Here is a 13762-nt window from a genome sequence, read left to right on the forward strand (position 1 = left end):
CCCACTAGCTTGGCTTTGCCCTAGTGGGTTTTTGTTGGTCGGTTGGGCTATCGTAAAAACTTAAAAGTTAAAAGGACTGAGTCCTGTAGAATACAGCAATCAGTCCCATATCTAACTAAACTAAGCACCCAACTTGAAGGGCTCAGCTCCCTATACTGTCGAGCTCCGTTGACGGGGCATCGTCTGGCGATTAGAAAGGTCCATAATCAGTGAGGGTGGCATAGCCTACCGCAATCACCCCGACCACAATCCACATCAGCAGTAGCGGGAAGGCGAAGCGTACCCAATCTATCCACTTAACCTTGGCAACGGCTAATACCGCCATGAGTACGCCCGAGGTTGGTGTAATGATATTGGTAAAACCATCACCCAACATAAAGGCAAGTGCACCTGTTTGGCGTGTAATGCCTAAGATATCTACGATGGGCACCATAATCGGCATCACAATGGCGGCTTGACCTGAGCCCGAGGTTACTAGTAGGTTGAATAGCATATTAAAGACAAAAAGCAGCTGCGCACCAAGGAATTGTGAAGTGGCCTCTAGTGGAACCAATGCAGCATACACAATGGTATCCATGACATTGCCTTCAGAGAGTACAACAATAATAGCGCGAGCTAAACCCACTACCAAAGCGCCATACACTAGGGATTGAGCGCCTTTGATAAATCGACGGATGAACTCATTGGGTGAAATACGTGCAATCAAGGCAATGACTACGCCCATCATTAAGAAGATGGCGACTAAATCATTCACGCCCCAACGGTATTCAAAGGCACCCCAGATGAAGAAACCAATAAAGGCAATAAAAGTGAAGAAAACGAGTTTATGCGTTAAGGTAAAGTTCGTGTCTAATTGCAATTTCTCTGCTTCTGCTACGAGCTCTGGATCATCTTCTTCGCCAAATGGGAATGCGCCCATCTTAGAAAGCTCAGGTGATTTTTTGATTTTAGCGGCATAACGTGTGGTGTAAATAATCACAATACTTATTAAGGCGATAAAGATAACAACACGTAAAGGCATACCAGAAAAGAGCGGTAGCTCGGCAATGGTTTGTGCCAAACCTAAAATGGTTGGATCGAAAATCCCTGCGATCATACCTGCGTAGTAGCCGAGATAGATGGTCGCTACCCCTGTAATGGCATCAAGCTTTAGTGAGCGTGCTAAGGTGATACCAATGGGTATAAAGGCAATCACCACATTCGCTGACAAACCCATTGAGGCTAACACACCAAATAGGCCCGCCACTGAGGCAATTAATAAACGATCATTGCCTTTGGTCTTAATAATTAATTGGTTAATACCAGCATTGATTGCGCCCGTTGACTCAATCACATGGACAATACCACCAATAATTAAGATTAAAAAGATAATACTGGCGGTTTGAATCATCCCTAGCTGGATGCTTTTAAAAATAAATAAGAGATTGGCTGGATTTGCCTCAGTCAGAGCATAACTATTAGGTACAACACGCGTGATTTTATCCACCACCTCGCGCTCATAGCTACCAGCAGGAATTATATAGGTCGCAATCGCAGCCAAGACTAAGATGGCGAAGATGATGATAAAAGCATCCGGCATAGCCATCTTCAGCGATTTTTTAGTTTTGTGTTCAGTCATTGTGGGACTCCTTCCTAAAACTTTGCACTTAGATTTTGTAGGTATCCAAAATCATTTGATAAAGAACCTTGGCACCATTGATCAATGCGTCATGATTAAAACGCATGTTTGGGTGATGTAAGCCAGGCTCTAGATCACAGCCTAAGCCGATCATCGTGGCCTTCAATGCGGGCTTTTTAACGGTGTAATAATGGAAGTCATCGCCACCTGGTGTGACGATAGGCTTTTCTAGGCCTTCTTCACCAAGCTGTTTAATGATGGCAGCCTCAGCAATGGCGATAGCCTCATCATTCGTTACTGCCGCCACAATGCCACTCTCCTTAGTGAGGGAAATGTCCACGTTGTAGAGCGTTTTGATGCTGTCGACAATGTTTTTGACCTTGTTCACTAAGATTTCCATGGTGTCATTGTTTTGAGCACGTAAATCCAGTGTGAAGGTGGCGCTTCCAGGAATGATGTTGCCACTTCTACCGCCTGCTTGGAATTGTGTCATTTTGGCAGAGTGAGGAATTCTAGGATCAATATGAATATTGCTAACTAGTTGCAATATTTCACTACCAATCTCGATAGCGTTTTTATTGAGATGAGGTCTAGCCGCGTGCGCATCATCGCCCTTAATTGCATAAATGAGACGGCGTGTAGCCCCATGAATAATCACTGGTGATGCGCGTCCCATCACGGTTTCTGCGATGGGACGTAGATGTAATCCATAAAAATACTCCACATCATCAATCACTCCTTTTTCAACCATTTTCAAGGCGCCTGCACCGACTTCTTCTGCGGGTTGAAAAACTACTTTTAAAGCAACCTTATCCTTAAGCTCAGGTCTTGCCTGTAATAGCCATAGAGCACCTAGGGCAATCGACATGTGCGCATCATGACCACAAGAGTGATTGGCTTTAAATTCTCCATCCACCTCTTGCCATAAGGCATCAATGTCGCCACGAATCGCAACCACAGGAAGACCAGCGTCAAAATTGCCATATTTACCAACGACACCAGTGCAGTCATCAAAAGTAATGGTTTCACAACCATGCTCTTCCAGCAGTTTTTTCAAATAATTGGTGGTTTCAACTTCCTCCCAGCTGAGTTCAGCATTGTCATGCAAATATTGGAAGGTTTGATGAATCTTTTTTTCTATATCCGCCGTCATAAGATAACTCCTTGGATAAATGATAAACAAAGGGATTGAACATAATATGTGATTATGCTGCCGACGACTCTAAGCGTCACCCTAAAACTGAAAATAGTCAGTGCGTCAAGAGGGTAGCATTTTATCGCCCACACAACCGTTAAGCACTATAACAGACTATAATTCTTATTTTCAATTTATCCGAGGATTGATTTTGACAGATTTAGCCAAACACAAGCTCTCCATGACCGTATTAATGACACCGGATATGGCAAATTTCTCCGGCAATGTGCATGGTGGCACGATTTTGAAGTTTCTCGATCAAGTAGCTTATGCGTGTGCCAGCCGCTATGCGGGTCAATATGTGGTGACGCTGTCGGTGGATCAGGTGATTTTTAGACAGCCCATCCATGTCGGCGAGCTAGTGACCTTTTTAGCCTCGGTCAACTATACCGGCCGCTCATCGATGGAGGTGGGTATTCGTGTGCTAGCGGAAAATATTCGCACGCGTGAGCAACGGCATGTCAATAGCTGCTTTTTTACAATGGTGGCAGTCGATGAACAGGGTAAGGCAATTCCTGTGCCGCCACTTGAGCCAAGCGATGATATTGAAATTTGTCGCTTTAATGCGGCGCAACGACGTCGCGAACTGCGTCGTGAGATGGAAGGGCGTCAGAGCGAGATTAAAACCCAAACAGAATTAGATTAATCCCTGAGTGAGCCGATCCCAAGCACTCGGTGCTAGTTCATGCGCTCGTGAAGAGCTGACTAAATGCCAATATCTAGGCAAACAAGTTCCCCGCACATGGCTTTGCCCTGTGGCATCATATGGGCTGGTTTATAAGCGCCAAAGGTGTAGCAGAGATCGGCTTTAAAGCTATCTTTGGCAATGACACCGCTATCACAGTTTAAACCGCTTGGTACATCCAACGCGATGCGATAAGCCGTTGCTCGATTGGCTACAGCCATCACGCTCGCTACCGATGTCGGTAAATCACCGCTATATCCAGTGCCAAATACGCCGTCAATGATCCATGCCGTGCTATCGTTCATTACCTCAGCGCTGAACTCATCAATCGAGAGGTACTTGATGCTAGATAAATCCGCTAGCCGCTTTAGATTAAGCTCGGCTAGAGCTGATAAATCTTCACCTAAGACGAATAGTATCTTTACGCAAAGACCTGCTGTGGCAAGTGCGCGGGCAATCACAAGACCATCACCGCCGTTATTTCCCTTACCACACAGGATAAACACGCTGCCTGGGCGTGTTAATTTAGCTGCTGCGAGACGCGCTAATAGATCCTCTGCTGCAGCTTGACCGGCATTTTCCATCAGTTGCTCATAGCTCGTGCCGCGCTCGACCGCTTGTTGTTCTGCCTGGCGCATGGCGGCAGCGGTATAAATTCTCTTCATCGCTTTCAAAAACTCACCTCAGCTTGATATTAAATAAACCGTTACTGCTATACTCAAGCATGGCACAGACCCTTAGCTTGACGGTTTGTAGCATGTATTTTTCGATTAACCCTTAAACCTAGGATATTGTATGACTAATTCAAATCTTACACCCTTAGAGCGTTTAAAGCAGAGTAGTGCGGCGGAGTGGCAGGAATATACTCAGCACGCCTTTGTCCGTCAGTTGGGGGCAGCAACACTCCCTGAAGAAGCGTTTAAGCATTATTTGAAGCAGGATTATTTGTTTCTAGTCCATTTTGCACGCGCATGGGGTCTTGCCGTTTATAAAAGCCGTAATCTACGTGAGTTACGCCAGAGTTATGCGAGTTTGATGGCCATTGTGGATGTTGAATTCGATCTACATATCGAGTATTGCGCTAAGTGGGGCATTACTGAAGCGGAGTTAGAGGTCTTGCCCGAGGGACGTGCCACCATGGCCTATACGCGCTATGTGTTGGATGCCGGTAATCAGGGGAATTTACTGGATTTACATGTGGCCTTGGTGCCATGCCTGATCGGTTATGCGGAAATTGGTAAATGGCTAGAAGCGCAGGACTTTACCGTGATGGATGAGTCGAATCCTTATTTACCGTGGATAAAAATGTACATCAGCGACGAGTTCCAAGAGGCCGCTAAAGCTGAGATCGAGTGGTTGAATCAAGCCTTAGCAAGGGTTGATGAGGAGCGCTTTAAGGAGCTTGAAGCGATTTTCCGCGACGCCACCCGTTTGGAAATTGACTTCTGGCAAGCGGGCTTAGAGCTAAAGGTTTAGGCTTTAACTACTTGCTAGTTGGTCTAACAGTCGTGTCAAAATTGCCGAGCCGTAGTGCGGTGAGATTTCGTTGAGAAACTCATTAAAATCCAGCTCGGCCTTGGAGTCCGCTCGGTCGCTGATAATTCTGAAGATAGCAAAGGGGATTGCATATTCATAGCAAACCTGGGCGACTGCGGCTCCCTCCATTTCAACACAGAGCGTACTAGGCATTTGTTCGGCGATTTGATTTTGCTTTTCCAGCGCATTGACAAAGACATCCCCGCTACCTATCAAGCCTTGATGTACTTTAGGGATATCACGTTGGAAAAAGCGTGGCCGCTCAATGCCCTTAAAGGCAGTGGCAAAGTCCTGTGCTAAATAGTCGTTACAGGCCTTTGCGATTTTATCGTTGAGTGCCTCATCAGTATCAAAAAATGTCTTATTTAGTAAGGGTACACTGTATTTAGGGAAAAGGGGACTAGCGTCTAAATCGTACTGATACACGGAGCGAGCAATGACAATATCACCGACCTTGACATCAGCATGAATACCGCCTGCTAACCCGGTGAACAGCACGCTTTGAACCCCGAAGACATTAATCAAGGTGGTGACGGTGGCAGCGGCGGCGACTTTGCCGATACGGGAAAGCACAATCACATACTGTTGACCATTGCGCTCGGCGAGGTGGTAGCGACGATCTGCCACGGTACGAATAGTCACCTGATGCTCCATGCTTTTTAAAATAGCAGCAATTTCTTGCTCTAAAGCGGCCATAATGCCAATGGGTGCTTGTTTTGGCTGTTCAGCGCTTAATAAAGAGGCTTGGGTGTCGGGCAGATTGGATTGATTTGGCATGGTGTTGATAAAATCTTAAAACATAGCCTTGTATATTTACCATATCTGCCCAGGCTGATGGAGCGCTAACGGTTGCTATCAGTGTTAATACTAGGCGTCGCTATCAGTGTTACAATTTAAAACAATTGCGTTGATTGCGGCAGCTTTTGGCATGTATAAGAACCGGTCAACGTGTTAAGCTTTTGATAGCTTTGCTATTTTTAGCAGAGTTTTTTGCGTAATGATTTTTCAGTGAAAGCATTGCGATATTTTGAAAGGAGTTTCATGATGAAAAAAGTTTTATTTGCTGCCTTATGTGCCGCGTTGATGAATAGCGCTTATGCTGCGGATGAAATTGTGGTTGATATGAAATTTGCAACCGACAAGGGACCAGGTGAGTCAGCAGGCACGGTCACCATCACGATGACAGATTTTGGTGCTAAATTTACGCCTGATATTAAGGGTCTTGATGAAGCAGGTGTGCGAGGTTTTCATATTCATGCCAAGGGCTCGTGTGATGCGACTGAAAAAGACGGCAAGGTAGTGCCTGCGGGGGCGGCGGGTGGTCATTGGGACCCAGACAACACCAATGCGCATAAGGGACCTTGGGACACTACTGGTCATAAGGGGGATTTACCGGCCTTGTATGTTGCTGATGACGGTACGATCACCTATCCAGTGGTGGCGCCACGTATCACTGATTTAAATGAAATTAAAGGCTTATCAATGATGATTCATGTGGGCGGTGATAACTACAGTGATGATCCGTTACCACTGGGTGGTGGCGGTGGCCGTAACTTATGCGGCTTGATTAACTAACGCACTGATAGGTTAATTGTATAAAGCAAATCGCCGCAGTTCCGCTGCGGCGATTTGTTATCTAAAAAGAGCTCTAAATCAGTAGACTGCGTAATTTAGAGGGCTTTAGATTCGATGCTCATCAGGAGCGTCGACCAAACACGAATGACAAGACAGCAATAATTAAAAATACAAAGAATAGTATTTTGGCAATGCCGGCGGCGGTACCTGCAATGCCGCCAAAGCCTAAAACGGCTGCAATTAAGGCAATCACTAAAAACACAACGGCGTAATGAAGCATGAACTTCTCCTTTTTCTCTCTTATAAGCATGAAGTTTTACTTTAAAGTATTCAGCAGTTAGAGACTATTATTAATTTGAAATGAATCGGCAGATTTTGTAAGTATAATGGGGTTTATATAACTTTTATTGTGAATGTGTAAGCAGCAATTGCTGGTGTACGTAAGCGTAAGTTTGGTTAGGAGATGGTGGATTTTATGCTGAATAATGCTTTTTGTGAGCGCTTCGCTTTGACTTATCCGATCATACAAGCGCCCATGGCCGGTGTGTCTAATCCCGTGTTAGCGGCGAGCGTTAGAAGGGCGGGGGCTTTACCCTCTTTGGGGTGTGGGGCGATGAGTGCGAGTACGCTTGAGAAGACGATCCGTGAGTATATGGACTTAACAGGAGAAGATAAGCGGCCACTGCTCAATATTAATTTTTTTTCACATCAAGAGGCCTTGATTGATGAGCGCGCCAATCAGGCTTGGCTGCAACGATTAGCGCCTGTATTTGAAGGGTTTGCTGCTCAACCTCCAAGTCGACTTGAATTGATTTACCAAAGCTTGCAACAGGTAGAGGATGAGCGTCTCGAGGTAGTGTTAAAGGCCGCGCCGCAGATTGTTAGTTTTCATTTCGGTTTACCGTCGACTGCGGTATTAGCCAAACTGCGGGCACAAGGGATAGCAATTTTTGCCACCGCCTGTGATTTGAATGATGCTAAGCAATTGGAAGCGGCAGGGGTGGATTATATTGTGGCTCAGGGCTTTGAGGCAGGTGGTCATCGAGGTATTTTTGATGCGAACCACGAGCCGGCGATTGCTACCCTGGAACTACTACAATTGCTCAAAAAAGAGTGCAGTACCCCAATCATTGCAACCGGCGGGATAATGACTGGTCACGAAATCCGCACAATGATGGCACATGGGGCGGATGCGGTGCAGTTAGGTACTGCCTTCATTCTTTGCCCGGAGAGTTCCGCTTCAACGGCTTATCGACGTCAATTAAGCGCGCAGGCACGGCAAAATCAACCAGAAACGGTTGTTAGTGCGGCTATTTCGGGGCGTCCAGCGCGCGGCCTTAGAACGAAGTTAAGTGATTTAGGGGCGAAGCTGGAGCAAGAGGAGGGGTTAACCCGTCCAGCTTATCCCTTTTTATATGACGTCAATAAGCAATTAAATGATGCTGCTTTAAAGCAGGGTGAAGAGGGTTATGGTGCCTATTGGTCGGGGGCGGGTTTAGCGGCAATTCGGGAGATGCCTGCCTCAGAGTTGGTAGCCCTACTAGCTCAAGAAGCGTTTGAAGAATAGATTGTTTTGGTTAAAAAGGTTTGTGACGGCTGTGGGGTGTTTTGTGAGTCTGTAAATAATGTTATGTATCTTCCTTTAGTCTGATCTCCTTCATGGGTCAATACATAAAGTCGCTAAACCGTGCCGGTTTACTAATTCTGGCAGGACCGGAAACCTCACATGTGGGTCTTAGCAATCACGTTGCTTAGTCTAACTATTCAATTCAGTAAAGTGCAGAGTACTGATGCAGTTTGTTGTTAGCCTTTAAGAAAATTTGGTGGTAGTGCTTTTGTAGAGCATGATTAAAGCTTAGACATGAAAGTAGTAAATATTTTGAGGTGTTTGAGAGGACCCGATGTTTCGATTGATTAAAATGTTTTGTAATAAGGTTGACACCTTGTATGAGTAATCTATTGGCGTTAGTTGCTTACGTTGCCGATTCTCTTGGAATATCCAAAACTCATACTCTCTGGTAAATCTTATGCAAAGTGAAGAAGGTTTGCAATTAGTGCTAACTCCTGTACAGTTGGCTGCAATTCTATCAGACCAATCTGTCAGTGAGGGGGAAACTATATCAAATAGGTTGTGGGGAGCTGGCTCCCTTCTATTTGGTGCGCTAGAACTTGTAGGATCTGTAGGGCTATGTCGAGTGCGTGCTCGTAAAGCTTGTATTACTCTAGCAGCTCATAGTTTAGATACTATTACAACTGGCGCAAACCAACTTTGGACGGGAGTTGACACAAATTCTTCTACATACAAGACCGCAACAATACTTGCCAAAGAACTTGGTGCTGATGACGAGACAGCGCACAACTTAGCGAAAACAATTGAGGTCGCTGTACCCATTGGCGTTTCTGTAGCGCTAGGAATTGCTGGTGCTTTCAGAGTAAGGGCTATTCGTTTCGGTAGAATAAAGTTGAGTGAGCACGAGCTTATGGGAGGGCATACCATTGCGCAACATGTGGGCAAGACCAAAGAGGAATTATTGTATCGCTTAAAGACAGACCCACGAATAAAAACAGGGGTAAGTTCTTTCACTAACTTAGATATAGCCGAAAAGGCTATATCTCAAGCGATAAAGGCAAACAAAGCAAAAATTAAACAATGGAGTCAACAGCCTAGTTCAGAAGTGCTCCGATTTAACTATAATGCAAATTATAGAGTGGGTGGGTTTATTAAGAGGGGTTCTGAAGAGCTTATTAATACCTCTAGCTTGAGAGTGGTGTTGGTTAAAACGAACATTAACGGAAAGAGATATTATATTCTTACTTCTTTTCCAAAAACCTAGAATGTAAAAATTAAAATTGTTTTTATAAAACGGTAAGTTATATTTACATGCATGAAGATTATCCTAGACTTGACGAATTAGTTGGTGGTTATTTAAATCTTGATTTCGACATTATATTCATAACTACTAATATAGAAGATGTTGTTGAAATTTTTGTTACTCGTACCCCTATTGAGGGCTTGCATCAATTAATGCATGAAATAGCTGATTTTGAATTAAAGTATGCTGGATGTTTAGAGGAGGCTTTTTACAAAACTTTCGACCCCGACATATATTTTGATGATGTACCGTGCTTTCTTGATATGGTCAAGGAGAAGGTTCAGAAGCAGTTAGATGTTTAAATCTTCATTTCAACATAAAAAGAGGGAGCTCTGTATACATCAAGATGATGAGGCTAGAAAACCCTCCCAGGCGGTGCTGTAGGACTTGCGTGCGGTCCAGCTGCGCCCGCTTATGTCACCTTAGGTGTATTCATAGGAGGTGCTCTAGGTGCGCTTGGTGCAGATCTCACCTTTGGATGGCTTTTCTAATGAGCATTAAAGCGATTAATGAGTTTCAAAGCGCCGATGTAATAAAAGTTATCGACAAACCCCAACACTGCTGCTTGAGCATAAACAGTTAAAAAAAGATTATCACTAAGTGGCGCAGTATTAGAGGCTCAATATCGTGTGGGCAATCATTACCTTTTATTGATCACAGAAGATAACCCTTTTGAGGAGGCGCTTTATATTTATTATGTCGATCATCATTTAAAGATCATCGATTCATTAGAACTGTCAGCGATATATGCACAAGGGATGCTTAGAAATCTACTTATCGCCGTTCCAGATAAAATTCGATTTGCCTTTTTGATAATAATGAGAGGTGGTTATTAACCATCCTCCCCAAAGCTAGCTATTCTATTTCTAATGACAACTATCCCATTAAAAGAAAAGCATCTTTATTTCATAAAAAGTACTTAAAGCTACAAAAAATCTCATAGCATGCTTGTCTGAAAATTTTTCTTCTTAATATCAAATTAAGACTTGAGCAGGTTTTTACTGGGTAAGTGCGCCGGCTTCCAATTGCATGTTGACTTTGTGTATCTCAACACCTTTAATTCGCTTTCACACAGTTTAGGCAAATAAGCCTGCCTGATAGTCCTGAAAAGCTTGGATGATTTCCTCTCTCGTATTCATCACAAAGGGGCCATGTTGAAAGATTGGCTCATTTAGCGGCTTACCTGCAATAATTAGCACGCGGCTGTCTTCGCTGGCCGTGAGGCTGACCCCGTCAGCTTCTGGATCATTATTTAATAAAGCTAGTTGCGTCGCTGCAACTTCCGTGCCTGCGACCTCTACTCGACCGTCGTATACCACGATAAAGGCATTATGCCTTGCTGGGATCGCCGCTTCAAAGCGCTTACCGGCAGCTAGCATAACATCGAGATATAGGGGCTCCGTGTGTTCACGTTGTACGGCTCCTCGCACGCCGTGGCTTTGACCGGCAATCACCGTGACCTTTAGCCCTTCAGCTTCGCTGCCATAGCTTGGCAGTTCCGGCTGTTGGAAATCCTTGTACCAGGGCTCAATTAGCTTGTCTTTAGCTGGCAGATTTAGCCACAGTTGGAAACCACGCATCAGCCCGTTTTCCTGCTGAGGGATTTCGGAGTGAATTAGGCCACGACCGGCGGTCATCCATTGGACACCGCCATTTTCTAACAGCCCTTCATTACCTTGGCTGTCACGATGTAACATACGACCCTCGATCATATAGGTAACGGTCTCAAAGCCGCGGTGAGGGTGGTTAGGGAAGCCAGCGATATAATCATCGGGATTGTCACTGCCAAAGCAGTCCAGCATGAGAAAGGGATCCAGACGACGTTGTAAATTGCTGCTTAATAAACGGGTGAGCTTTACTCCAGCGCCATCGCTTGTCTGTTGACCGCGAAAGATTTCTTCTATCGTGCGTGATTTAGTGATTTTAGACATTGACTCATCCTGATAAATGTAAGTGGTTAGCTTTGATCTAGTCTAGTAGATGGTGCTAAGCGCCTGAAATACAAGGATAAAAGCGCTTGTTTTTATTGCCTTGCTAGGCGATTAAAGGGGGTCAATAGTTGCTCCATTCCTTTGATAATGGCTTGGCTACTCGCACGCCAAGGATTAATATCCAAACCGCCCCGCCGTGTATAGCGGGCCATAACAAATAAAGCTTCCGGCGCGCAATACTTCATTAAATCGCAGTAAATCTCTTCGACGCAGAGCTCATGAAAGCCGTTATGCTGTCGATAGGAGACGATATAGCGTAAAAACGCCGCCGGATCGATAGTCTGCCCTTGATAGGCAATGATCACTGTGCCCCAGTCGGGTTGATTGGTGACAGGGCAGTTGGACTTTAATAAGTTCGAATACAGGATGCGTGCTTGTTCGGCTTGTTCCGCTTCTGCGTCTGTCTCGCTATCGAGTAGCTGTAGTAAGGCCGGATTGGCGTCATAACAATCAATGCTTATCGCTAAGTCATCGACACAATCACCGAGTGGTTCGATGATTTGCGCGTCTTGCCACGACTGAGGGGACAGTAGTTGAATCGTGACTTTGCCACCAGCCGCTTGGCTGAGGTCCTTCGTCATGCGCTCGATCACTTGTTCGGGGGCATCGAATTTGCTCTGATTAAAGGAATTTAGATAAAGCTTAAAGGATTTAGATTCAATCAGGTAGGGGTTGGACACTGCAAAATCAAAAGAGGCGATAGCTACCACTGGTTTACCTCTACTGTCTAACCAGGAGATTTCAAAGGCAGTCCAAAGATCAGCGCCAATCCAGTTAGGCGTGTTTGCGGCGCGCGAATCCTCACGTGTAACGACACGGGCAATGGGAAAGAGTAGGCTTGGATCGTATTGATTGGGGTACTGTGTTGTTTGCCCCAAGTTGCTATCACAGATTTGTTTAGGCATTGCTTTTTCTAATAAGTTGAACAATATGTTGTTGCTTCGTTGGAGTCTCTTCTAAGTCGGGGAAAGGCTCGCTATCAAAGGCGATATCACCCTCTGGATTATCTTGAAAATCAGGGCGTAAATTGACAAAGTCAAACAGCTCCCGGTCCATCAGGTGCGACGGTACGATATTGGCTAAGGCTTTATAGGTATTCCAGACCTTTTTAGGACTTTCCTTTTCCCATTGGCGAATCATGCGATTAATTTCCTGCCGCTTGAGATTTTCCTGAGAACCGCAGAGATTGCACGGGATAATCGGAAAATTCTGCAACTCGGCAAATTTAATAATATCGCTCTCAGCGACATAAGCCAGGGGTCTAATAACGGTATGCTTGCCATTATCCGAGACCAACTTAGGTGGCATGGACTTGAGCTTTGCCGCATAAAATAGGTTTAAGAAAAAGGTCGCTAAAATATCATCCCGATGGTGACCTAGGGCGATTTTATTGCAGCCGAACTCCTCAGCAACGCGATATAAAATGCCTCGGCGCAAGCGTGAGCATAATGAACAGGTGGTTTTACCCTCGGGGATCACACGCTTTACGATGGAATAGGTATCCTGATTTTCAATATGAAAGGGTACACCGATACTGCTTAAATACGTCGGTAGCACATGCGCTGGAAAGCCTGGTTGCTTTTGGTCCAGATTGACCGCTAGCAATTCAAAGCGTATTGGCGCACGCTTTTGTAGGGTGCGCAGCACTTCCAGTAGGGTATAGGAGTCCTTGCCGCCGGATAGGCAGACCATGACCTTATCACCGTCTTCGATCATGTTGTAATCGGTGATGGCTGTGGCTGTTTCACGAATGATTTTTTTAGTCAGCTTGTTATTACGCTGACGTTGGCGCTCCGATAGCTCGGACTCATGCTCATTTACGGTAGAAGTAGCTTGGTTTATACTCATAGACTTACAGTGGCTTAGCGGCTTACATTAAACTCAATGCCCACGGCATCACAATCATCAAAGGCTGAGGGCTTGCTGATGCGCAGTTTAACCGCCACCACTTCGCTAAAGTCATTGAGTAAGCGAGTGGTAATCATTTGCCCTAGCGCCTCCACCAGATGGACGTGTTTGCGTGTGCATTCTTCAATAATGGCTTGACGGAGCTGTCTATAATCAAGCACAGTCTTAATATCAAGATCGTTAACATCTTGTGTAGGTTGGACGCTGATCTCAACGTCTACATAAATGCGCTGTGTGTTTTTCAGCTCACGCGGTAACACACCGATGCGCGCCTCAATCGCAAGGCGCTTAAAAAAGATGGTAATGGTATTCATAGTATCGATTCAATGTGATTAGGCTATATTTTAGTCTCTTGGACGGAGAAATGCTTGTTTGAAAAGG

15 protein-coding genes are annotated in these 13762 nt (G+C 45.1%); 6 read left to right on the forward strand and 9 right to left on the reverse strand.

Annotated features, from left to right (window positions below; genetic code table 11):
* Nucleotides 1-190 precede the first annotated feature (190 nt).
* Both A3GA_RS0106050 and A3GA_RS0106055 read right to left on the reverse strand, forming a co-directional pair.
* Nucleotides 191-1618, reverse strand: coding sequence for a YfcC family protein (locus A3GA_RS0106050; protein ID WP_018026499.1), 1428 nt, complete (start codon nt 1616-1618; stop codon nt 191-193).
* 28 nt (nt 1619-1646) lie between these two features.
* The gene (locus A3GA_RS0106055; protein WP_018026500.1) at nt 1647-2771 is read right to left on the reverse strand and encodes a M20 peptidase aminoacylase family protein; all 1125 of its coding nucleotides are present in this window, start codon (nt 2769-2771) and stop codon (nt 1647-1649) included.
* A gap of 193 nt (nt 2772-2964) precedes the next feature.
* Here A3GA_RS0106055 and A3GA_RS0106060 point away from each other — a divergent pair, with 193 nt between their 5' ends.
* A complete protein-coding gene (locus A3GA_RS0106060; RefSeq protein ID WP_018026501.1) occupies nt 2965-3459 on the forward strand; it encodes an acyl-CoA thioesterase in 495 nt (164 codons plus the stop codon).
* 59 nt (nt 3460-3518) lie between these two features.
* On the opposite strand, the gene A3GA_RS0106065 is transcribed toward A3GA_RS0106060, so the two are convergent.
* Entirely contained in the window at nt 3519-4163 is a 645-nt protein-coding gene (locus A3GA_RS0106065; protein WP_018026502.1) for an NAD(P)H-hydrate epimerase, read from the reverse strand.
* Nucleotides 4164-4293: 130 nt separating this feature from the next.
* On the opposite strand from A3GA_RS0106065, the gene tenA reads away from it, so the two are divergent.
* Nucleotides 4294-4974, forward strand: coding sequence for a thiaminase II (gene tenA, locus A3GA_RS0106070; protein ID WP_018026503.1), 681 nt, complete (start codon nt 4294-4296; stop codon nt 4972-4974).
* Nucleotides 4975-4977: 3 nt separating this feature from the next.
* On the opposite strand, the gene A3GA_RS0106075 is transcribed toward tenA, so the two are convergent.
* Nucleotides 4978-5811, reverse strand: a complete 834-nt coding sequence (locus A3GA_RS0106075) for a 5'-methylthioadenosine/adenosylhomocysteine nucleosidase (protein WP_018026504.1) — start codon at nt 5809-5811, stop codon at nt 4978-4980.
* A gap of 267 nt (nt 5812-6078) precedes the next feature.
* On the opposite strand from A3GA_RS0106075, the gene sodC reads away from it, so the two are divergent.
* Nucleotides 6079-6609: a superoxide dismutase family protein gene (sodC, locus tag A3GA_RS0106080; RefSeq protein WP_018026505.1), complete on the forward strand. Its 531-nt coding sequence runs from the start codon at nt 6079-6081 to the stop codon at nt 6607-6609.
* Nucleotides 6610-6730: 121 nt separating this feature from the next.
* On the opposite strand, the gene A3GA_RS11990 is transcribed toward sodC, so the two are convergent.
* A complete protein-coding gene (locus A3GA_RS11990; protein WP_018026506.1) occupies nt 6731-6889 on the reverse strand; it encodes a DUF1328 domain-containing protein in 159 nt (52 codons plus the stop codon).
* 183 nt (nt 6890-7072) lie between these two features.
* Here A3GA_RS11990 and A3GA_RS0106090 point away from each other — a divergent pair, with 183 nt between their 5' ends.
* From A3GA_RS0106090 to A3GA_RS11410, 3 genes are all read left to right on the forward strand, one after another.
* Nucleotides 7073-8176: an NAD(P)H-dependent flavin oxidoreductase gene (locus A3GA_RS0106090; RefSeq protein WP_018026507.1), complete on the forward strand. Its 1104-nt coding sequence runs from the start codon at nt 7073-7075 to the stop codon at nt 8174-8176.
* A gap of 460 nt (nt 8177-8636) precedes the next feature.
* Entirely contained in the window at nt 8637-9443 is an 807-nt protein-coding gene (locus A3GA_RS0106095) for an RNase A-like domain-containing protein (protein ID WP_018026508.1), read from the forward strand.
* 47 nt (nt 9444-9490) lie between these two features.
* Complete coding sequence (locus tag A3GA_RS11410) at nt 9491-9784, forward strand: contact-dependent growth inhibition system immunity protein (RefSeq protein WP_018026509.1); 294 nt, start codon at nt 9491-9493, stop codon at nt 9782-9784.
* A 774-nt stretch (nt 9785-10558) separates the two neighbouring features.
* Here the strand turns inward: A3GA_RS11410 and A3GA_RS0106110 are convergent.
* From A3GA_RS0106110 to folB, 4 genes are all read right to left on the reverse strand, one after another.
* Nucleotides 10559-11413, reverse strand: coding sequence for a pirin family protein (locus tag A3GA_RS0106110; RefSeq protein ID WP_018026511.1), 855 nt, complete (start codon nt 11411-11413; stop codon nt 10559-10561).
* Between the two features lie 92 nt (nt 11414-11505).
* Complete coding sequence (queF, locus tag A3GA_RS0106115) at nt 11506-12378, reverse strand: NADPH-dependent 7-cyano-7-deazaguanine reductase QueF (protein ID WP_018026512.1); 873 nt, start codon at nt 12376-12378, stop codon at nt 11506-11508.
* A complete protein-coding gene (gene ttcA / locus A3GA_RS0106120; RefSeq protein WP_018026513.1) occupies nt 12371-13321 on the reverse strand; it encodes a tRNA 2-thiocytidine(32) synthetase TtcA in 951 nt (316 codons plus the stop codon). Before ttcA ends, queF begins: the two co-directional genes overlap by 8 nt.
* A gap of 14 nt (nt 13322-13335) precedes the next feature.
* Nucleotides 13336-13695 carry a dihydroneopterin aldolase gene (gene folB / locus A3GA_RS0106125; protein WP_018026514.1) on the reverse strand — a complete coding sequence of 120 codons (360 nt, stop codon included), beginning with the start codon at nt 13693-13695 and terminating at the stop codon, nt 13336-13338.
* Between the last annotated feature and the right edge of the window lie 67 nt (nt 13696-13762).

Origin of the sequence: Oligella urethralis DSM 7531 (genome assembly GCF_000372065.1) — a bacterium.
Lineage (GTDB): Bacteria > Pseudomonadota > Gammaproteobacteria > Burkholderiales > Burkholderiaceae_B > Oligella > Oligella urethralis.